Source organism: Pseudoalteromonas sp. PAST1, assembly GCF_021532515.1.
Taxonomy (GTDB): Bacteria; Pseudomonadota; Gammaproteobacteria; order Enterobacterales; family Alteromonadaceae; genus Pseudoalteromonas; species Pseudoalteromonas simplex.
Genome location: NZ_JAKGBH010000037.1, coordinates 1 through 20,702 on the forward strand (window position 1 = coordinate 1; position 20,702 = coordinate 20,702).

The window sequence follows — 20,702 nt, forward strand, 5'->3', positions numbered from 1 at the left end:
TAGAATCGATAAATGATGAAATATTGGCGAAGCTATGATTAAGGGGCATAAAAAAATCCGATGACCTGTGATCATCGGATTTTGATCCTATTATGCCAAATGTCAATTGCTTAACTGATCGGCATTGAAGCAATGCTTGGCTTTTTATTCATGGCTTACAAGCTTTCACTGTACTCAGTCATGACTTGTTCAACCCAGCTTGCGATACGTTCATCACTAAGCTCGTATTGGCTGTCTTCATCAAGGGCTAGGCCAACAAATTGTTTGCCATCTTCAGTGAGTGCTTTTGACGCCTCAAATTCATAACTTGCATCGTTAGGCCATTTTCCTAGCAAGGTAATGCTTTGATCACAAATTTCATCGTGTAACATGCCAAGTGCATCTTGGAACCACTGACCATAACCTTGTTGATCGCCCATACCAAACAGAGCCACGGTTTTGCCGTTTAGGTTAACATCTTTAATGTCATCCCAGATTGATTCCCAATCTTCTTGCAACTCACCAAAATCCCAAGTTGAAATGCCGAAGATCACGAAATCAAATTGCTCTGCATTTTTTAATGGCTCATCTTTGATATTGTGAAGGCTCACGATGTCGTGACCAATAATATCGCGAATTTTCTCTGCCGCTATTTCTGTGTAGCAGGTTGTAGAACCATAAAATAAACCAATCTGCATCGTATTTATCACTGTGTATTTGCCTGATATGATAGGCGTAAGTTTACCGTAAGGTATAATCAATTGATACCTTGATAAGGATGAGAGTACGCGTGGCTGATAATAATTCACAAGCCCAAAAAGGTGTAATAACAGCAAATAACGCCGAACATTTAGAGTTATTTTTAGATACGCTGTATCTTGAGCAGGGAGTCAGCGAAAACACATTAGCCGCTTATCGCAGTGACCTTGAAAAGTTTTGCCAATTTTTAAAAGATAAAGACCTACTGGCTGTCCGCTCAGATGATATTGAAGCGTATTTAGCATACCGTGTTGATTTAGGACTGAAGTCGCGCAGTACAGCGCGAAGCATCAGTGCACTTAAGCGTTTTTATCAGTATTTTGTACGCGAAAAAGCCATTGCTGATTCGCCGATGGTCAGTATTGCTCAGCCAAAAGCAGGGCAGTCATTACCAAAAACACTGTCAGAAGCCGAAGTAGAAGCTCTGCTTGCAGCCCCAGACATAGAAGATGCAATGGGGCTTCGCGATAAAGCCATGCTTGAGCTGTTATATGCCACAGGGCTTCGTGTTACAGAGCTGGTGGGGCTCAGAATGGAGCAAATTAATTTGCGCCAAGCGGTGGTCTTTGTAAAAGGTAAGGGTAATAAAGAGCGTTTAGTTCCCTTAGGCGAAGAAGCAATGTACTGGCTTGAGCAGTTTTTAAAAGTGGGTCGTTCGCAAATGATTAAACATGCCACTGACTTTGTGTTCCCATCAAAGCGCGGGATTGGCATGACACGACAAACTTTTTGGCATCGCATCAAACACTATGCTATTTTGGCATCAGTTGAATCGCCGTTATCACCGCATACGCTCAGACACGCGTTTGCAACGCATTTGCTTAATCATGGGGCGGACCTTAGAGTCGTGCAAATGATGTTAGGTCACAGTGACTTATCAACAACACAAATTTATACCCATGTAGCGAATGAAAGATTGAAGTCGGTACACGAGCAACATCATCCACGTGCTTAGTGCAAGATTTTTAAAGATGTACCGGTCTATATAAAAAATGATCAGGATATAGGATATTTATGAAAAAGTTAGTTTTAGCCACAGCACTACTAGGCACAAGCTTAAATGTGTTTGCCAATGGCGTATCAACAACAGACGCTGCTGATGCCCCTATTATTGCTAAGTTTGCTGAATTAGGCGTAACCGTTAAGCAAATCAACCCAAGCCCAGTGGCAGGTCTTAAAGAACTAATTACTGACAAAGGCGTGTTGTACGCAAGCCCTGACGGTCAATTTCTAATGCAAGGAACACTGATTGACCTTAATAATCGAGTTAATTTAACAGAGCATGCTCTAAGTGACGTTCGTAAAGAAGGTGTTGCTGAGTACGAAGACTCAATGATCGTTTACAAAGCGAAAGACGAAAAGCATTCGATCACAGTATTTACCGATATCACCTGTGGTTATTGTCGTAAATTACACCGTGAACTTGATGACTTCTTAGATGCGGGTATCACGGTTAAATACCTTGCTTTCCCACGTGGTGGTTTACGTGGTAAAGGTTACCAAGATTTAATGAATGTATGGTGTGCTAAAGACCCTGCTGAAGCATTAACAGAAGCAAAAGCGGGTGCAGAAGTCGCTGCCGTGCCTGGTTGTAACGCACCAATTGCAGAGCACTACCAACTAGGCCAAAGCTTTGGAATGTCGGGCACACCGGCAATTATTTTAGAAGATGGTACCATGATCCCAGGTTATCAATCAGCTGCGCAAATTAGCCAAGCGCTTGATGCTTTACCAAAAACATCTTCATAACCGATTTTTTAACGAAAAGGCCTATTTGTCGTAGGCCTTTTTTATTTGTCTTAAGCAAAGAAGTACCATTTCCGACATGGAAAAAATAATTCAAGCTCGTCCTCATGTTGATGATTCGCATTTACCACACCATTTACATCCTGTAATTAAGCAAATATATGCGACTCGACAGGTGCAAAGTGCCACTGAACTCGATAATAGCGCTGCAACATTACATGACTTTAAGCTGTTTAAAGATATCGACAAAGCTGTTGTGCTATTGCAACAAGCGCTAGCTGATCAAAGTCGCGTGTTAATCGTCGGTGACTTTGATGCCGACGGTGCAACCAGCACAGCAACCTTAATGCAAGGTCTTGCTATGTTCGGCTTAAAGAACCTTGATTACTTGGTACCAGACAGATTCAGCCTAGGTTATGGCCTAAGCCCCGCACTTGCTGAGCAAATAGTAACCATGCAACCCGAGCTTGTGATCACCGTTGATAACGGTATTTCATGTATCGATGGCATTGCCATTGTAAAGCAAGCAGGTATTAAGGTGCTGGTAACTGATCATCATTTACAAGGTGAAGCCCTACCAAATGCAGATGCTATTGTGAATCCGAATCGCCATGACTGTCAGTTTCCATCGAAATCGATAGCAGGCGTTGGGGTGGCTTTTTATCTGCTGATTGCTTTACGTAGCCACTTACGTGAACAAGGGTACTTTCAGCAAAATCCAATGCCAAATTTGGCTGAGTTACTTGATATTGTAGCCCTTGGTACCGTTGCCGATGTGGTCGCGCTTGATGCCAATAACCGAACCTTAGTTCATCAAGGTTTAGCACGTATTCGCAGTGGTAAAACACGCCCAGGTATTAGTGCCCTAATCGAAGTGGCAAATCGCAATGCGGCCCGTTTAAGCGCCAGTGACTTTGGTTTTTCATTGGCACCACGCTTAAATGCAGCAGGGCGTTTAGATGATATGAGTTTAGGTATAGCTTGTTTGTTATCAAGCGATATAAACCAAGCTCGCCGTATTGCCAGTGAGCTCGACAGCCTCAATCATGAGCGCCGTGAAATAGAGCAGGGTATGCAAACTGAAGCACAAGCGGTGCTTGATCGTTTAGCATTTAAAACCGAGTCAGTGCCTGATGCCATTTGTTTATACCAAGCTGATTGGCACCAAGGCGTGATTGGTATTTTGGCTGGTCGCTTAAAAGAAAAGTATCACCGCCCGACGATTATTTTTGCAGCGGGTGATAACGGCGAAATAAAAGGCTCTTGCCGCTCTATTGAAGGGCTGCATATGCGTGATTTGCTTGAGCGAGTAAATACACTCTACCCGCATTTGATCAGTAAATTTGGTGGCCATGCCATGGCAGCGGGGCTGAGTATCAATGAGCAGTGTTTTATTGAATTTAAAACCGTGTTTGAGCAAATGGTGACAGACACACTCACTGAAGAGCATAAGCAAAGTATTTTACTTACCGATGGTGAATTACCTAATGAGTGCTTTTCGATGGAGTTTGCAAACCAGCTAAAAAATGCCGGCCCCTGGGGTCAGCAATTTCCAGAGCCAGTGTTTGAACATGTATTCGAAGTAATACAGCAGCGCATTGTCGGTGAAAAACACTTAAAACTAGTTTTAAAACATCAGTCTGGACGATTAGTTGATGGCATTGCATTTGGGGTTGATGTGCGTGCATGGCCAGATACCGAAGTGCGTTATGTGAAAGCTGCTTATCAACTCGATATAAATGAATTCCGTGGTAAATTCTCGTTACAGTTGATTATTCGAGAGCTACAAAAAGCGACATAAAAATATCGTTATAATCGACATAAAAGGCTAATAAAACGCTCGGTTTTTTGTTAAAATCGGGCGTTTTTAATATTTGTAGATAATTTACCGTATTTATTGTCGATATCGGTGCGCGGTAAATCAGCCATTTTGGAGTAATGTACATGTTTGAAGTGAATCCTGTGATTAATCAAATCAAGGAAATTCGCGAACGTACTGAACTGCTTCGGGGGTACCTTTGACTACCCTCTTAAGAAAGAGCGGTTAGAAGAAGTTAACGCAGAACTTGAAGATTCAGCAGTGTGGAATGAGCCAGAGCGAGCTCAAGCACTTGGCCGTGAAAAGTCGGCACTCGAAGCTATTGTTGAGACCATTGATAATCTAGTGTCTGGTACCGAAGATGTTGAAGGTTTAGTCGAGCTTGCTGTTGAAGCAGAAGATGAAGAAACCTTCGCTGAAGCTGAAGCTGAATTAGGCGATTTAAGCGCACAGCTTGAAAAGCTAGAGTTCCGTCGTATGTTCTCAGGCGACCATGACCAAAACGATGCTTACCTTGATTTACAATCAGGCTCTGGCGGCACTGAAGCCCAAGACTGGTGCAACATGCTACTGCGTATGTATTTACGTTGGGGTGAAGCAAAAGGTTTTAAAGTTGAACTGGTTGAAGCAACTGATGGTGATGTGGCTGGTATCAAAGGCGCAACTGTGCGCTTTGTTGGCGAATATGCATACGGTTGGTTACGTACAGAAACAGGTGTTCACCGTTTAGTGCGAAAGAGCCCGTTCGACTCAAGTGGTCGTCGTCATACCTCATTTGCATCGGCATTCGTTTACCCAGAAATCGACGATAATATCGAAATTGATATTAATCCGGCAGACTTACGTATTGACGTTTACCGCGCATCAGGCGCAGGTGGTCAGCACGTAAATACAACAGAGTCAGCGGTTCGTATTACTCACATACCAACCAACACTGTTGTACAGTGCCAAAATGAGCGTTCACAGCACAAGAATAAAGACCAAGCAATGAAGCAGTTAAAAGCGAAATTGTTTGAACTTGAAATTCAAAAACAAAATGCTGAGAAACAAAGCCAAGAAGATGCTAAATCTGATATTGGCTGGGGTAGTCAAATTCGTTCATACGTACTTGATGACTCGCGCATTAAAGACTTACGTACTGGCGTTGAAAACCGTAATACACAAGCGGTTCTTGACGGCGACTTAGATAAATTTATTGAAGCCAGCCTTAAATCTGGCCTATAACCACCAAGCTAAAAAAGAGCTAAAAAATGACTGATCAAATCCAAGACGAAAATAAGTTAATCGCTGAGCGTCGTGGCAAATTAGACGCAATCCGCGAAAATTGCCCAGCCAACGGTCATCCAAACCAATTCCGTCGTGAACATTACACGGCTGATTTGCAAGCTGAGTTTGGTGATAAATCGAAAGAAGAATTAGTTGCTGAGCAACATGTTGTATCAGTTGCAGGTCGTATTCTTGCAAAACGTGGTCCTTTCCTTGCGTTACAAGACATGAAAGGCCAAATTCAAGCGTACGCATCAAAAGACGTACAAAAAGAATTAAAAGCAAAATACGGTCAACTTGATATCGGTGACATCATCGGTGTTAAAGGCGCACTAAATAAATCAGGTAAAGGTGACCTTTACGTAGAAATGACAGAGTACGAGTTACTGACAAAGTCATTACGTCCGTTACCAGAAAAATTCCATGGTTTATCTGACCAAGAAACTAAATACCGTCAACGTTATGTTGATTTAATTACGAATGATGCGACACGTGAAACTTTCCGTATTCGCTCAAAAGTTGTTGAAGGTATCCGTCGTTTCTTAGCTAATCGTGACTTCATGGAAGTTGAAACACCGATGCTACAAGTGATCCCAGGTGGTGCGTCTGCACGTCCATTCGTAACACACCACAATGCACTTGATATCGACATGTACTTACGTATTGCCCCTGAGCTTTACTTAAAACGTTTAGTTGTGGGTGGCTTTGAGCGTGTATTTGAAATCAACCGTAACTTCCGTAACGAAGGTTTATCAACGCGTCATAACCCAGAATTCACGATGATCGAATTCTACCAAGCATACGCTGATTACATTGACTTAATGAACATCACTGAAGACATGTTACGTACTGTTGCGACAGACGTACTTGGTTCACCAATTGTGGTAAACACAACGAAAGATGAAAATGGTGAAGTTGTAGATTCAGTAGAGTACGACTTTGGACAACCTTTTGCGCGTTTAACAATGAGCGAGGCTATCCTTAAGTACAACCCAGACTTTGATGCTGCGGTATTTAATGATCCTGAAAACCATTTTGAAGAACTTAAAGCGTACGCAAAGCAAGTACACGTTAAGATCCCAGAAAACTGTGTATGGGGCCCGGGTAAATTCTTATGTGAAATCTTCGAAGAGACAGCTGAGCATAAGTTAATTCAACCAACTTTCATTACCGCTTACCCGTGGGAAGTGTCTCCACTTGCGCGCCGTAACGATGAAAACCCATTTGTGACTGACCGTTTCGAATTCTTCGTAGGTGGCCGTGAATTAGCAAATGGTTTCTCTGAGCTTAACGATGCACAAGATCAAGCTGAGCGTTTTGCTCGTCAAGTTGAAGAGAAAGACGCAGGTGATGATGAAGCAATGCACTACGATGAAGATTACATTCGTGCGTTAGAGTACGGCTTACCACCAACAGCGGGTGAGGGTATTGGTATCGATCGTCTAGTGATGTTATTTACTGACTCACCAACAATTAAAGACGTGATCCTATTCCCACACATGCGTCCTCAAGCTGACTAATCAGCTAAATGTTCTGAAAACGCCGCTTTTTAGCGGCGTTTTTGTTATCAGAATTTTCTGATTTTTATTGCTCTCAATTTTTATATTTAATTGTAATTAGCTGATCTAAAAGAAAATGCTGAATTATTCTTCAAACGAAGTTACTAAGTTGTAAAGTTTTTCTACTAATTCTAAGTCCGATAGTATTATTTTTAGACAAGATATGACATCATTACGCCATTCTCTTCAACGTTTAAACGGACTTAATAATAATGACAAAAAAGCCTTCGCAGTCTTCAGTAGAGACAACGCCAAGCGAGCATCAACGTGAAGCTTTTTATCGTGCCTGCATCGCCGAATTCCAACAATTGGGTTATCAAGACCAATACCTAGCCGAATTAACAGATGAACTAATCCCACTGACGGGTCTTGAGCCGTTGAGTGATAAAGAAAAAACGACTAAAGGGTAAACAAAAACGAGTTGTTTTTGTGCGTTGTGGATAATCTATAACCATCTGTACGATTTTCCTTGAAAAGTGTTTGACATATTTCCTGAAGTCTTTATTATACGCCCCACAAGACGGAGAGGTGGCCGAGTGGCCGAAGGCGCTCCCCTGCTAAGGGAGTATAGGGTTTGTAGCTCTATCGAGGGTTCGAATCCCTCCTTCTCCACCATTTTTTTTAAAATGGCATGTCTTGAAAGTAATATGTGTGGACGCGTAGCTCAGCTGGATAGAGTACCTGGCTACGAACCAGGCGGTCGGAGGTTCGAATCCTCCCGCGTCCGCCACTTTTTACTTTGACTCTGCATCGAGTATAAGATGTTAGTAAATTTGGTCGGAGGTTCACTCTTTCAAGAGACGTCCCGCGTAAGCCAATTTTTACTTTAACTCTGCTAGGAGAATAAATTAGCAATATTCAAATGTGCGTGTGGACGCGTAGCTCAGCTGGATAGAGTACCTGGCTACGAACCAGGCGGTCGGAGGTTCGAATCCTCCCGCGTCCGCCATATTTGAAAGCTCACATCGAGTATAAAGATACAAATTTGGTCGGAGGTTCACGTCTTTCAAAAGACGTCCCGCAACCGCCATATTTGAAAGCTCACATCGAGTATAAAGATAAATCATTGCAAGATTATAAAATGCAACTGCGGACGCGTAGCTCAGCTGGATAGAGTACCTGGCTACGAACCAGGCGGTCGGAGGTTCGAATCCTCCCGCGTCCGCCACTTTCTCTTAGAAAGTGACATAAGCCGACAAGCTGTCGGTTTTTTTGTGTTTAAGACATGGTCAATGCGCGACTTAAACATGCGAAACATACTGCGGACGCGTAGCTCAGCTGGATAGAGTACCTGGCTACGAACCAGGCGGTCGGAGGTTCGAATCCTCCCGCGTCCGCCACTTTCTCTCATGTAGAGTTAAAGTGACATAAACCGACGAAAGTCGGTTTTTTTGTGCCTGCAATTCGCGTAGGTGTGGTTGTAGGAGCGACTTCAGTTGTGAACATCACGCTTCCACACCACAAATTAAATCCCCAACTCAAAATACAAAAAATGCACCCCGTAGGCGTGAAACTTGTTTCGCGCGCATCTAGATGCTGTCGCCATAAATGGCGACCTACAGAATAGGATCATTCTTTAAAATAAAAAACTCATGCTTAATCGAACTGTGCGTGGCTCAATGGGGTGAAAGTGATTATCTTCTACCCCTTCTGTTGGTTCGCCCGCTAGTCTTGATGAGTAGTAGTAATCAATGTCATGGTCATTACTATCAAACAAGTTAAGCAATTCAAGTGCTGCTTTCCAATGAGTTTGCTGATAACTCACTAAACCATTCACCACAGTTAAAGGCTCTGAACGTTTGCTGCCATCATCACTCAACATACGTTTACCTATATGGCGTAAACGTAATGAGCTTTGCCACTGTTGTGCAAACTGCCAGCTAATCCCGGCACTTGCAACCACTGGTACAGCTCCCTCAATACGGTTGTTGTTATTGCTAATGTCTAAACGAGAATACGTAAATGACGCTTCTGCATCTAAGCTTAATGTGTCACTAAGCCAGTAGTAGGCACTTAGTTCTATACCATAGCGCTGTGATGCATCACTGGCCTCAGTGTTACCTGCATCACCAACAAACAACAATTCTGAGTCGAGTTCTAGCCACCAAAGGGCTGCAGAAAAGTTAAATTGTTGCTCATCGAAGTAGCGCAACCCTAACTCTGCACCGTTACTCTTAACGAGTAAGTCTACGGTGTTTGTTGCCTCAAATGTTACTGGGTCTTGAGCAATGGTTGCGCCACGAGCATCATTTGAATGAAAAGACTGCCCCCAGTTTGCATAACCAGCAAGGTTATCAGTAAATAAGTAAGTTAGACTCGCCTTAAAGCCGAGTAAATCATCATCTGCATCTCCAGAATTTAAACTGTTGTCGCTATCAACGTGAGCATCTAAATAATCATATCTAACACCAAGGGTTGCCTCTAACTGTTGGCTTAAATGAAGTTGTGTTTGCCAGTATGCTGTATAGCTTGTTTCCTCGACACTGTCTTGTCGTACTGTTGAAAGGTACTTTCGGGCTTGTGTATTGTATAGGCCAACTTTATTCACATTATCATGCCGAAGCTCTGTTCCAACGGTATGATTAACGGGAATATCACCTACATTAGCTGTAAATTGATAGCTTAGTGTTCCACCTGAGATAGTGCGATTATCTCGTTGGTTAAACTGATCGCCATTAATTGGATCATTAAGGAAATATGAGAAGTTAGAGTATAAATTTAGCTCGTAGTCGATGAGGTATGCACTTACTGATAAGTTTTGTCCTTGCCAATTTGTCGATAAGCTATACCGACTTGACTCTCCGCCAAGTGTTTTATCGAGTGAGCCAAGCTCTGAAATGATACCTTGCTCAATAGCCCTTTGCGGGATCTGATCTGCTGAATTCCAACTGTTGTCATAAGCCATTGCCGTAATTGATAAGTTACCTTGTTCTGAATCACGACTATAACGTAGCAATGCGTTTTTTTTATTAACGTCTTCATTAATATCCTGCCAAGGCCCATCATAAACTTGCCACTCTGTCGCGCCTACCAGTTTGCCACTACCGATTGAGGTACTCCCTAATGCAACACCTCTATAGAAGTTATCTTCCCCTACAGTGATACTGAGCTGATCATGTTTAGGGTTGTCAGATAAATGAAAATAAGCACTGCCAGCCGTTGAAAAGTCGCCTTGGCGCACATCATAACTGCCTTTTTGATAACTAACAGTGGCAATTGTTTCTGGAATTATAAAGTTTAAGTCAGTATAGCCTTGCCCATGACCATGACTGCGCATATTGATAGGCATACCATCAATGTTCGTGGCAAAGTCTGTTCCATGATCAAGATTAAAGCCACGAATAAAATATTGATTCGCTTTTCCAGAGCCGCTGTGTTGGGTGACAGCCATACCGGGAATTAACTCAAGCAATTCAGTAGATCGAAGCATGGGTCTATTTTCTATTTCACCCTGACCAATAATACCGCTAGAGGCGCTTATAGACTCACCAATTAATCCAGTACGGTGACCATAAACCGTTATTTTTTCTATATTAGCAAACGCGTTAAAAGAGCAGCAGAAGGTTACAACACTGATACATAGCTTATTCATTTGAAAGATCCTTATTTGAAAGGTGCTAATCAACAAACGAGTAATTGCTAATATTGGATGCAAGAAACGTTTAAAAAATTGAGTTAATTTGCTTCATGGTCAATTTGTGTTAGATTTAATAAAATATTCCAAAAATAATAACAAGTGGGAATTTTATTTTATGTATGTGAAAGGTGCATATCAAAACAGGCTGGCTATAAGTTGCACCCTGATACTCTTGGCAGGTTGTCAAACAAGCACTGAAAAAGCCCCGATAACCGACCAACAATACTTCGAGCAGGTAATGTTAGCGCCTGCTATTTTGCCAAACGATTTAACCAATACTGGCTGTTTATCGCTTGAGAGTGAAACTAAGCTGCAAGGCTATAAATCAGCGGCTGAGGTTAATTACCAGCAAGCAGGTTGGCAAAACAGAGTGGCAGCCGACTGGCAGTATTTTTTAGCCCCAGAGCAACCGGGCAAGCTACTCCTAATCGATTATCAAGTTCAAGCAGGGCAATTAGCTTACCGGTATTTAAGTGACGGCAGCCATAATGAGCTGTATGAACCTTGGAGCTCATCGAAGGTTCAAGCGTTTAGCGGTGCGCTGTCAAAAGTAAGGCAAACTCACCCAGAGCTTGGTGCAGCTTCTTTTGCTGGTGATACGGCACTCGCTGATTTGATCAGCAGTATCAATAGTTACGAAGCATTTGGCAAAGCCGATGGTAATTCAAATGCGATAGCCAGTTATTTTGTCAATGTAGCAGGGCGCGAGTATTTACGTGGGCTTTTTAATGATGGCTGGCTAAAACTACAGGATCAGCGTTTGTTATTTAACGGCGCATATGGCTCAGAGCAGTTTATGCCATCAGACGAATACTGGCATAACCCTGCTAATAATGAGCTTGATGCAAAGATAAGCCGGTACAAAGCAAGCAGTGATGATCCTGGCTATTTGGGGTATCGTTGTGAGGGTTGTGGTTTAACGGGCAACAAAGCAATGACCACACTTGCTCAAGCGGAATGGTTAAAACGTCTGGTTAGTCATCAGCGTGAACCAAGTACGCAAATGCCTTTTTTACAAGCAAGTGATGTTGATGTGCTACTTAACGGCACAGGTCATACAGATGAACATGCTCCTGTAGGCGGTATGATGGTGGGTATCAGTCATATCGTTACAAATGCATTGGCAAATGTTATTGCACCAAATGATAGTCGCTCAGCAAAAGAAGTGCTCGATAGCGCAACGAATGGGCAGTGGCGTGTTTGGCAAAAAATTGGCTGGGGGCCAAGTGAAACGCGCTCCACCACAGAAACAGTTATGTTGGCACATGTGTGTTTAGGCAATTATCAAGGTGGCCGTGAGTTTACTTTTAGTGTGCAGCAGTCAACTTTGGGGGCCGACGAAGCCAATTTACCAACAGTCGGTAAGCAAATGCAGCAAAAGTTGCAGCATGCTTTTACAAAATTATTAGATTAACGCGTTCAATAAGAATTAAGGTACAGCTATGCGTCGTTCAATTATCGCTTTATCAATTACTTTAGGTGTTGCTTTTAGTGCACCTATGCATGCTGAGGGGTGGCAATCAGATGTTATCGGGGTCACGCAGTCACAGCTTTCGCCCAGCTACTGGCTAGCACAAGGTGCATCGGCAAAAGTGATCATGACAGAGGCGCAAATTGCGGCCTTCAACGAGAAACTAGTAAAAGATAATAAATACATTGTTGATCCTCTTTCATTTCAAAAGTCGCTCACTAAAGACGAGCTAACAAGCGCCATTCATTCAGCAAGTTCAATTCCAAAAAGCCCGCGCTTTTTTACCGATGGCCGCCAACTCACAGCGAAAGATTTTGCTAAATATCAGGAAAACTTAAACCTTAACAAAGTCGGAGATAACAATGAGGTACGCTTTGCTGTGGTCGTTAAGCGCACCGCATTACGCACTTTTCCAACCTGGGATCGGGTATTAAATAGCGGCCTTGATCAAGACTTAGATCGTTTTCAAGAAAGCGGTATGTTTCCGGGCGAAGCGGTTGCTGTATTGCATCAAAGCGCAGATAAAAAATGGTTGTTAGTTCGTGCTTACAACTACCTTGCATGGACGCCAGCCAAAGATCTTGCCTTTGCTGATGCGGATAAAATAAAAGCTTATCGCGAACAAGCTAACTTTTTGGTGGTAACTGGGGCAAAGGTCAATACTGCTTATGTGCCAAGCGATGAAACCCTCTCAGAAGTGCAGCTCGATATGGGAGTACGCTTACCATTGGTTGATAGTGAGCAAGTACCGTATTTGCTCAACGGCCAAAACAGCTATGCTAGCCATGTTGTACAGTTACCAACCCGCGATGAGCAAGGCAAACTTGTAATTAAACCGGCGATGATCAGTAAAACTGCCGATGTAAACTTAGGCTACCTAGACTACAACGAACAGAATCTGATTAAACAAGGCTTTAAGTTTTTAGGTGAGCGTTATGGTTGGGGCCATGATTACAATGGTCGCGACTGCACTGGGTTTGTTGGTGAAATTTATAAGAGCTTTGGCCTACTAATGCCGCGTAATTCAGGGCAGCAAGGCAGTAGTGAATACGGGCAAAATAGTCGTTTTGATAAAAATACTGCGGCAGATGATAAGTTGCCGACGGTTAAGAACATGGCGATTGGCGATCTAATTTATATTCCGGGTCATGTAATGATGTACTTAGGAGAGCATCACGGTGAGCCTTATGTTATTCATGACGTTAAAGGCTTAGGTTATAACAAAGGCGATGGTAGCTTTTATAGTAGTGCCTTGAATGGGGTGTCGGTCACGCCATTATTGCCACTTAGATTATCGCAAGAAACCAGCTACTTAGATCGTGTTTATAACATTAAGCGTATTCGTTAGAGGCCAGTATGAAAATTAAAGCTGTTCGCTTTGCAAAGCTCAAAGTGCCATTAGTTACCCCATTTAAAACCGCACTGAGAGAAGTGAGTTTTATCGAGGATTTAGTGGTTTTAATCGACACTGAATGTGGTCAAATTGGCTATGGCTCTGCGGCCTCAACTCCGGTTATTACAGGCGATACCCATCAAGGAATGATAGCGGTCATTCAGCAGTTTATTGCTCCTAAATTAGTGGGGCAAGAAATCGAAAACATTAATCAGCTTACCCACATTATTCAATCAACGGTGGTTGGTAACAGTAGTGCAAAAGCGGCTTTAGAGTTGGCGGTTTACGACTTGTGGGGCAAGCTCTATCAAGCGCCTTTATATAAGCTACTTGGTGGTGGTAAATCAGCGCTAAAAACCGATATCACCATTAGTGTCGATAACATAGATAAAATGCTCAGTGACTGTCAGCGAGCGATTGAGCAAGGCTTTGATGTATTAAAAATAAAAATCGGCAATAACCTTAATCAAGATATTGAGCGTGTAAAAGCAATTCATGCAAGTTTTGCCGATAAGGCTCAGCTGCGTTTAGATGTAAACCAAGGTTGGAATGCCAAACAAACTGTGTTTGCACTGCAGCAACTTGAGCAAGCCGGCGTGGTATTAGAGTTGGTTGAGCAGCCAGTAAAAAGCAGTGATATTCAAGGTCTAAAATATATTACTGAGCGAGTGAACACCCCGATTATGGCCGATGAAAGCGCCTTTTCACCGAAGCAAGTAATACAACTTTTAGAGCTTGGCGCAGTTGATATTATCAATATTAAATTAATGAAAACGGGCGGTTTAAGCCGAGCAATTGAGATTGCTAATATCACAGCCCAATACCAAGCAGAGTGTATGATAGGTTGTATGCTAGAGGGCAGTATTGCCGTAGCTGGTGCTGCACATTTAGCCTCTGCCAAAGCACAGCAAATCAGTAAAATCGATTTAGATGGTCCAGCCCTTGGTCAATATGACCCTGTGCAAGGGGGCGTTGAATTTAGCGGCCCGCAAATACGCTTATCGGATGCCCCAGGTCTTGGTATTGAATCAATAACGGGGCTTGAACTAATTACAAACGGAGTATGGCCAGCATGAAAAAACTAGTCAGTCTTATTGCAGTTATGAGTTTATCGGCTTGTGCCAGTAAAGAGTTACCTAAACCTGTTATTGATAACAGTCATCAACAGCTCGTGGTGGTGGTAGCCAATGACAGTGATGCCATTGATGCTACCTTGTATCGCTTTGAAAAAACCGCTGGTAGTTGGCAACAACAAGGCCAGCAACACGCGGTGGTACTAGGTCGTACTGGCCTTGCGTGGGGAGTGGGGCTGCATCCTGCACAGCCGGGTCAGCAAAAACAAGAAGGTGATGGTAAAGCCCCGGCAGGTATTTTTGAGCTTGGTACTGCTTTTGGCTATTTAGATTCATTACAAACGAACCTTAGTTATCAAGCAATGACAGCAAATGATTATTGTATCGATGTGAAAGGCTCACCGTTTTACAACCAATTGGTTGATAAAGCACAAGTAGGTGAAGATGCCGTAAAAGACTCTTCAGAATGGATGCGTCGTGATATTTACAGCCAAGATAACCTTTATAAAAAAGGCATTGTTGTTAAGCATAACCCAAGCAATATCAATGGCGCGGGCAGTTGTATCTTTATGCATTTATGGCGGGCGCCAAGTAAGCCTACAGCAGGTTGCACAGCAATGACAGAAAGCAATATGGATGCGTTACTTGCGTGGTTAGATGAGCGTAAAAAGCCGCTATTAGTCAGCTTAACCAAAGCGCAATATCAACAAAAGCAAAGTCAGTGGCAATTACCTAACTTAGCTAAATAAAAATAATGAAATAAAAGTATTTTAATTTTGTCATAATAATGGAATAATATATTCCATCAAGGTTTGGGTTAGGATAATAAATGAGTGCAAATTACGCTTTTCTCGATTGGCTAGTATTCGCAAGTTACGGTGCAATTTTATTGCTAAGTGGCTGGTGGTTTAATCGCAAACGCGCTAACTCAAGCCAAGATTTTTTTCTAGGCGGAAATAGCATGCCAACGTGGATGGTGGCTATTTCTGTTTTAGCGACTTCGCAATCAGCGGCAACGTTTATTGGCGGGCCTGATCAAGGCTATCAAGGTGATTTTTCTTATATTGCGACTAATATCGGTGCCTTTATTGCGGCCTTCATAGTATCGGCATTTTTAATTCCGAAGTTCTACCAGCAAAAAGTGTTCACTGTATATGAACTGCTTGAAAAACGTATCGGGCCAAAGGCCAAGCGCCGTAGCGGCATGATGTATTTATTTGGTCGTGTGTTTGCCAGTGGCGCCCGCTTATACATGGCAGCGATTGCTGTGGCGATGATTCTGTATGGCAATATCGATGCCGATAGTGTGGTCATCGCGACTTTAGTATTGGCGCTTGCGGGTCTGCTTTATACCTTTTTGGGTGGCATTCGCAGCGTTATTTATTCTGATGTACTGCAAAGTATCGTTTATGTCAGTGCGGCTATTGCGGTTATTTGGTGCTTGTTGAGTGTTATTCCGGCTGATTTCTCAACCATTATTGCAACTTTGAGTGAGCCAAGTCCTGGTGCAGATTCAAAACTTGCGCTGTTTAAATTTGATTTAGATTTTGGCCCGTCAGGTGTGTTTAACATGGCCTCTGTGTTAACGGGGTTTGTGCTATTAAACATCGCTGCATTTGGTTTAGACCAAGATATGACGCAGCGCTTATTAACCTGTAAAAGTCCAAAAGAAGGCAGTAAAGCGTTATTACTATCGGTGGTGATGGTGATCCCAGTTATGGCTATTTTTATCTTTATTGGTTTGCTGCTGTATATTGTTTATCAGCAACCTGCACTAATGAATAGCGAAGCTGGGCAAACGGTCGTACAAGAATTTAATGGCGAAAAAATTACTATCTTTATGTACTACGTATTAAACGAAGTACCAGCCGGGGTTAAAGGTTTAGTCAGCGTGGGTATTATTGCTGCCGCTATTTCTACTTTGAACTCTGGGCTTAGTTCGATGTCTTCAGTCATCGTACAAGATATCTATCGCCCTTACTTGGAAAAACACAATAAACAAGTAAATGACCATCACTTTGTAAAAGCGGGTCGTGTAGGCATGGCTTTAGTAAGCCTTGCTTTAGCGCTTATGGCTATTCTTTGCTATTTCTGGCAGCAATACAGTGATATGCCATTATTAAAATTTGCGCTAAGTGTCATGGTGTTTTCGTACAGCGGTTTGTTAGGTGTGTATTTTACTACCTTGTTCACCAAACGAGGTAGTGAAGGTTCAGTGTTAGCGGCGCTAATAGCGGGCTTTATGGTGACCTTATTAATGCAGCCCTACATGATTGATTGGCTACTACCTGAGTCAATGCGCTTTTACTTAGGATTTACTTGGCAGCTATGCATAGGTACATTGCTCGCAACACTTGTATGTTGCCTAGGTAAAGCGGCACACGAGAAGAGCGCATAAATGGCCTTACGCTATATTTTAGCCATCGATGGCGGCGGCACCAAAGTGTTAGCTGAGCTAAAAGAGCAGGCAAGTGGTGCGACTTTCCGTGCCCAAGCGGGTTCGGCATCAATTTCGAATGATCTTGATTTAGCGTTAGAAAACATTGTTAAAGTGACCCGTGATGTTTGCCAGCAAAGTGGCGCAAAGCCGAGTGAAATTGTCACCGTTATGGGTGTTGCTGGTGGCTCATCTCAGAGTCTTGCTGAGCAATTAACAGTGATGCTCAAGCTAGTTTACGAAATAGAATTTGCCAGTTTGCAAATTACCAGTGATGCAATTACGTCATTATATGGTGCTAATCTTGGTGACCCATGTGTGGTTATTGCCCTTGGCACCGGTGCTGTCGGTGCACGATTAAACGCCCAAAAGCAAACAAAGTTGGTGAGCGGCTGGGGCTTTTCCGTTGATGATTTTGGCGGTGGTGCCCGCATCGGCCTGATGGCAGTGCAGCAATTATTAAACGATATAGATATTTATGATTTACCAAAAAGTCTATTAACGGTTCGTTTGAGTGAGCAGCTAGGATGCACTCGTCAAACAATTAGTAGTTGGCTTAAACAAGCAAAACCTGCGGATTATGCAGCATTTAGCCCATTAGTGTTTAGCTTACAAAACGACTGTGAGGCGGCTAAAACGGTATTAACAGAGCACACCCAATCGGTGGTTAGTTTAATAAATAAAAGCCGAGGTAACTCGCCGTTACCGGTGATTTTAATTGGTGGTTTAGCGAAAGTCAGCCAACCATTATTGCCACGTGCCTTACAAAACGAATTATCTCCTTGTAAAGGAGATTCATTAACTGGTGCCGCCATTTTAGCGGCAAAGCATTACCATGACATTATTGAAAAAGGACAACCCAATGAGCCCTGAGCACGTCTTTAAGCAACAACGTGAGTTACTCGAAGAGTTAAACGGTATTGTCTCCGAAGGGCAAAACCCAGACACTTTGGATATCGATCTGCTCAGCTCCACCGAGATCCTCACTAAGATCAATAATGAAGATCACAAAGTAGCGGGTGCCGTGAAACAAGTGATCCCACAAATTAGTGAAGCTGTCGATCATGTGGTTGACGCATTTCAACAAGGTGGCAGGTTAATCTACATTGGCGCTGGCACCAGTGGCCGCTTAGGTATTTTGGATGCAGTTGAATGTGCGCCTACCTATAGCGTTAGCGATCAGCAAGTGCTCGGTATTATTGCAGGTGGTGACACCGCGGTTAAAAAAGCCGTAGAAGGCGCTGAGGATAGTACAACACTTGCTGTTGAAGATTTAAAAAATGTGAGTTTAACCAGTAAAGATGTCGTGGTTGGCATAGCTGCCAGTGGCCGTACCCCCTATGTTTGCTCGGCAATTGAATACGCTAAATCGTTAGGTTGTGTCACTGTGGGTGTTACTTGTAACCCAGACTCAGCTGTGATGCGTTTACCACAAATTGGTATTTGCCCTGTAGTTGGTGCAGAAGCTGTGACTGGTTCTACACGTATGAAATCGGGCACTGCACAGAAACTGGTGTTGAATATGCTAAGTACAGCCAGCATGATCCGCACAGGTAAAGTCTATAAAAACCTGATGGTTGATGTAAATGCCAGTAACGAAAAGCTACATGCTCGTGCTATTCGTATTGTGATGCAAGCAACAGAGTGTTCGCAGCAGCAAGCCGTTGATGCATTAAAGCAAGCAGGGCAAAGCGCAAAACTGGCTATTTTAATTGTGTTGACCGGAAAACCAGCTCCTGAAGCAAAACAGTTATTGTCAAAAGCAGGTGGCTTTTTACGTAAGGCGGTTGAAGAATAATGCGTTTATTAGTTATTTTACTTCTTAGTTGTTTTGCGCTTTTAGGTTGCCAAGAAACACCTGCACAAGCGCCTAAAAATGCACAGCCTTTACAGGTTGGCGCAGCCAATTTTCAAGCTTATGTTCCTGCATTAAAAGGTAAACGTGTTGGCTTGGTCGTTAATCAAACGTCACTGGTGAGTGGTCAACATTTGGTTGATGCATTACTTGATAATGGCGTAGTGATCGGCAAAATATTTGCCCCAGAGCATGGTTTTCGCGGCGATCATGACGCCGGTGCTCACGTTAAAAGCACAGTAGATGCTAAAACCGGCATTGATGTTGTGTCGATTTATGGCAGTAATAAAAAGCCAAGCCCTGAGATGCTTGCAGATCTAGATGTCATTATTTTTGATATTCAAGATGTTGGTGTGCGTTTTTATACTTACATCAGCTCAATGCATTACGTAATGGAAGCTGCCGCTGAAAATGGTAAACAGGTTGTGGTACTCGATAGACCTAATCCGAATATTGCCTATGTTGATGGGCCTATTCTTGACCCACAATTTCGCTCATTTGTTGGCATGCACGAAATTCCTGTTCTACACGGTATGACAGTGGCTGAACTTGCTCAAATGATCAAAGGCGAAGGCTGGATAAATGACGCAGATAAGCTTGAGCTAAGTGTCGTGCCTGTTACAAACTACGACCGTGCTATGGCTTATGAGCTACCAATAAAGCCAAGCCCTAACTTACCAAATGCCCAATCAATTGCGCTTTATCCATCTTTGTGTTTCTTTGAAGCAACGCCTGTGACTATTGGCCGTGGCACTGATTTTCCGTTTCAAGTTGTCGGTTACTCGCCAGTTAAACTGGGCGAATTTAGTTTTACGCCTAGGGCGATTAAAGGCGCTTCAATGCACCCTAAATTCAAAGGGGTTGAAGTATTTGGTCAAGACTTACGAGATGCTGATATTCAAGGTTTAGATTTAAGTTTGTTTATTTCGGCTTATCAACAGTTGAGCGCGAATGATCAAACGTTTTTTGAACGAGCTGGTTTTATGGATAAACTTGCAGGAACTGATAAATTGCGTTTAGCGATTGAAGCTGGCCAAACTGAGCAACAAATCAAGCAAAGCTGGCAAGCGGATTTGAACGCTTTTAAACGCAAGCGAACGCCATATTTGCTGTATCAATAATAATTAGATAAATAACAACGAGGCGCTTGCCTCGTTTTTTATATTTCTAAAAATTAATTGTGGTATATTCAGGGACTTGATTTATAAGGATATACCATGAAAGTTCATTTAATTGCTGCATTTGCTTTACTCGCTGGTTGCTCACAACTTCCAAACAGTGCAACAAGTAACTCAACCGATGTGCTCGACCTTCGTGATGATAAAAACGCAGCAGAGCAGCTGTGGACACTTAAACATGCAACAAAGCCCAACTATCCTCAAGCTGCTTTAATATCTAAGCAGACAGGTTGTGCGCGCTTTATTATTACTATTGATAAACAAGGTAATACCACCGATATCCGTTTTGTAGAGAGCTTCCCAGAAGGGCTGTTTGTCGATGTGTCGCGAGAGTCACTTAAACATTGGCTGTGGCAGGCAAGTAAAAGTAACAGCGAGTCACGAGCGATAACCCGAACGGTGCAGCTAGACTACTTCATGAAAGAAGCGGCTAATATAGATGCTGCAAAAGCATTTTGTACAATTTAAGTTTTTACTGTTTTTGAGGCATAAAAAAGGGCCGCAATAGCGGCCCCAACAGGATTGATTAA

The 20,702-nt window shown here is 42.8% G+C and carries 17 protein-coding genes and 5 tRNA genes; 20 read left to right on the forward strand and 2 right to left on the reverse strand.

Annotated elements, in window-relative coordinates; genetic code table 11:
* Positions 1-155 precede the first annotated feature (155 nt).
* Positions 156-677 (reverse strand): flavodoxin FldB, encoded by a 522-nt coding sequence (gene fldB / locus L1272_RS16460; RefSeq protein ID WP_054551247.1) that lies wholly within the window; start codon positions 675-677, stop codon positions 156-158.
* A gap of 128 nt (positions 678-805) precedes the next feature.
* Here fldB and xerD point away from each other — a divergent pair, with 128 nt between their 5' ends.
* The 11 genes from xerD (at position 806) to L1272_RS16515 (ending at position 8,468) form a co-directional block, all read left to right on the forward strand.
* Positions 806-1,693, forward strand: a complete 888-nt coding sequence (gene xerD, locus L1272_RS16465) for a site-specific tyrosine recombinase XerD (RefSeq protein ID WP_442960594.1) — start codon at positions 806-808, stop codon at positions 1,691-1,693.
* 59 nt (positions 1,694-1,752) lie between these two features.
* The gene (gene dsbC, locus L1272_RS16470; RefSeq protein ID WP_138599639.1) at positions 1,753-2,487 is read left to right on the forward strand and encodes a bifunctional protein-disulfide isomerase/oxidoreductase DsbC; all 735 of its coding nucleotides are present in this window, start codon (positions 1,753-1,755) and stop codon (positions 2,485-2,487) included.
* Positions 2,488-2,563: 76 nt separating this feature from the next.
* Positions 2,564-4,285 carry a single-stranded-DNA-specific exonuclease RecJ gene (gene recJ / locus L1272_RS16475; protein WP_199530075.1) on the forward strand — a complete coding sequence of 574 codons (1,722 nt, stop codon included), beginning with the start codon at positions 2,564-2,566 and terminating at the stop codon, positions 4,283-4,285.
* Between the two features lie 143 nt (positions 4,286-4,428).
* Positions 4,429-5,527, forward strand: a protein-coding gene (prfB, locus tag L1272_RS16480) for a peptide chain release factor 2 (protein WP_199530074.1) whose coding sequence is annotated in 2 segments (ribosomal slippage) — positions 4,429-4,503 and positions 4,505-5,527 — 1,098 coding nt in all. Because the reading frame shifts where the segments join, the coding sequence is not laid out codon by codon here.
* 26 nt (positions 5,528-5,553) lie between these two features.
* On the forward strand, positions 5,554-7,089 hold the full coding sequence (gene lysS / locus L1272_RS16485) for a lysine--tRNA ligase (protein ID WP_235373883.1): 1,536 nt from the start codon (positions 5,554-5,556) through the stop codon (positions 7,087-7,089).
* Between the two features lie 251 nt (positions 7,090-7,340).
* Positions 7,341-7,538 (forward strand): hypothetical protein, encoded by a 198-nt coding sequence (locus L1272_RS16490; protein ID WP_054551252.1) that lies wholly within the window; start codon positions 7,341-7,343, stop codon positions 7,536-7,538.
* Positions 7,539-7,650: 112 nt separating this feature from the next.
* Positions 7,651-7,743: transfer RNA gene (locus L1272_RS16495), tRNA-Ser, on the forward strand.
* A 38-nt stretch (positions 7,744-7,781) separates the two neighbouring features.
* A tRNA-Arg gene (locus L1272_RS16500) sits at positions 7,782-7,858 on the forward strand.
* Between the two features lie 142 nt (positions 7,859-8,000).
* Positions 8,001-8,077, forward strand: a tRNA-Arg gene (locus tag L1272_RS16505).
* Between the two features lie 142 nt (positions 8,078-8,219).
* A tRNA-Arg gene (locus tag L1272_RS16510) sits at positions 8,220-8,296 on the forward strand.
* A 95-nt stretch (positions 8,297-8,391) separates the two neighbouring features.
* A tRNA-Arg gene (locus tag L1272_RS16515) sits at positions 8,392-8,468 on the forward strand.
* Between the two features lie 236 nt (positions 8,469-8,704).
* On the opposite strand, the gene L1272_RS16520 is transcribed toward L1272_RS16515, so the two are convergent.
* On the reverse strand, positions 8,705-10,720 hold the full coding sequence (locus L1272_RS16520; RefSeq protein WP_235373884.1) for a TonB-dependent receptor: 2,016 nt from the start codon (positions 10,718-10,720) through the stop codon (positions 8,705-8,707).
* Between the two features lie 217 nt (positions 10,721-10,937).
* Between L1272_RS16520 and L1272_RS16525 the strand changes: the two genes are divergently transcribed.
* The 9 genes from L1272_RS16525 to L1272_RS16565 all read left to right on the forward strand — a co-directional run bounded on the left by L1272_RS16525 (position 10,938) and on the right by L1272_RS16565 (position 20,640).
* Positions 10,938-12,179 (forward strand): hypothetical protein, encoded by a 1,242-nt coding sequence (locus tag L1272_RS16525; RefSeq protein WP_235373885.1) that lies wholly within the window; start codon positions 10,938-10,940, stop codon positions 12,177-12,179.
* Between the two features lie 28 nt (positions 12,180-12,207).
* A complete protein-coding gene (locus tag L1272_RS16530; RefSeq protein WP_199530071.1) occupies positions 12,208-13,584 on the forward strand; it encodes an SH3 domain-containing protein in 1,377 nt (458 codons plus the stop codon).
* 8 nt (positions 13,585-13,592) lie between these two features.
* Entirely contained in the window at positions 13,593-14,705 is a 1,113-nt protein-coding gene (locus L1272_RS16535; protein ID WP_235373886.1) for a dipeptide epimerase, read from the forward strand.
* A complete protein-coding gene (locus L1272_RS16540; RefSeq protein ID WP_082389162.1) occupies positions 14,702-15,451 on the forward strand; it encodes a L,D-transpeptidase family protein in 750 nt (249 codons plus the stop codon). The genes L1272_RS16535 and L1272_RS16540 overlap by 4 nt, the downstream gene beginning before the upstream one ends.
* Before the next feature lie 80 nt (positions 15,452-15,531).
* Complete coding sequence (locus tag L1272_RS16545) at positions 15,532-17,100, forward strand: sodium:solute symporter (protein ID WP_138617555.1); 1,569 nt, start codon at positions 15,532-15,534, stop codon at positions 17,098-17,100.
* Positions 17,101-18,012: a BadF/BadG/BcrA/BcrD ATPase family protein gene (locus L1272_RS16550; RefSeq protein ID WP_199530067.1), complete on the forward strand. Its 912-nt coding sequence runs from the start codon at positions 17,101-17,103 to the stop codon at positions 18,010-18,012. It begins immediately after the preceding gene.
* On the forward strand, positions 18,002-18,937 hold the full coding sequence (gene murQ / locus L1272_RS16555) for an N-acetylmuramic acid 6-phosphate etherase (RefSeq protein WP_138601982.1): 936 nt from the start codon (positions 18,002-18,004) through the stop codon (positions 18,935-18,937). The genes L1272_RS16550 and murQ overlap by 11 nt, the downstream gene beginning before the upstream one ends.
* Positions 18,937-20,115: an exo-beta-N-acetylmuramidase NamZ family protein gene (locus tag L1272_RS16560; RefSeq protein WP_199530066.1), complete on the forward strand. Its 1,179-nt coding sequence runs from the start codon at positions 18,937-18,939 to the stop codon at positions 20,113-20,115. The genes murQ and L1272_RS16560 overlap by 1 nt, the downstream gene beginning before the upstream one ends.
* Positions 20,116-20,211: 96 nt before the next feature.
* The gene (locus L1272_RS16565; RefSeq protein ID WP_199530065.1) at positions 20,212-20,640 is read left to right on the forward strand and encodes an energy transducer TonB; all 429 of its coding nucleotides are present in this window, start codon (positions 20,212-20,214) and stop codon (positions 20,638-20,640) included.
* Positions 20,641-20,702: the final 62 nt, after the last annotated feature.

Excerpts from the sequence above, each read along its gene's own strand:
- L1272_RS16530 (WP_199530071.1), top strand. The coding sequence starts at position 12,208 with ATGCGTCGTTCAATTATCGCTTTATCAATTACTTTAGGTGTTGCTTTT.
- L1272_RS16490 (WP_054551252.1), top strand. The coding sequence starts at position 7,341 with ATGACAAAAAAGCCTTCGCAGTCTTCAGTAGAGACAACGCCAAGCGAG.
- L1272_RS16535 (WP_235373886.1), top strand. The coding sequence starts at position 13,593 with ATGAAAATTAAAGCTGTTCGCTTTGCAAAGCTCAAAGTGCCATTAGTT.
- dsbC (WP_138599639.1), top strand. The coding sequence starts at position 1,753 with ATGAAAAAGTTAGTTTTAGCCACAGCACTACTAGGCACAAGCTTAAAT.
- L1272_RS16520 (WP_235373884.1), bottom strand. The coding sequence starts at position 10,720 with ATGAATAAGCTATGTATCAGTGTTGTAACCTTCTGCTGCTCTTTTAAC.
- recJ (WP_199530075.1), top strand. The coding sequence starts at position 2,564 with ATGGAAAAAATAATTCAAGCTCGTCCTCATGTTGATGATTCGCATTTA.
- lysS (WP_235373883.1), top strand. The coding sequence starts at position 5,554 with ATGACTGATCAAATCCAAGACGAAAATAAGTTAATCGCTGAGCGTCGT.
- L1272_RS16545 (WP_138617555.1), top strand. The coding sequence starts at position 15,532 with ATGAGTGCAAATTACGCTTTTCTCGATTGGCTAGTATTCGCAAGTTAC.
- L1272_RS16550 (WP_199530067.1), top strand. The coding sequence starts at position 17,101 with ATGGCCTTACGCTATATTTTAGCCATCGATGGCGGCGGCACCAAAGTG.
- L1272_RS16565 (WP_199530065.1), top strand. The coding sequence starts at position 20,212 with ATGAAAGTTCATTTAATTGCTGCATTTGCTTTACTCGCTGGTTGCTCA.
- L1272_RS16540 (WP_082389162.1), top strand. The coding sequence starts at position 14,702 with ATGAAAAAACTAGTCAGTCTTATTGCAGTTATGAGTTTATCGGCTTGT.
- murQ (WP_138601982.1), top strand. The coding sequence starts at position 18,002 with ATGAGCCCTGAGCACGTCTTTAAGCAACAACGTGAGTTACTCGAAGAG.
- L1272_RS16560 (WP_199530066.1), top strand. The coding sequence starts at position 18,937 with ATGCGTTTATTAGTTATTTTACTTCTTAGTTGTTTTGCGCTTTTAGGT.
- fldB (WP_054551247.1), bottom strand. The coding sequence starts at position 677 with ATGCAGATTGGTTTATTTTATGGTTCTACAACCTGCTACACAGAAATA.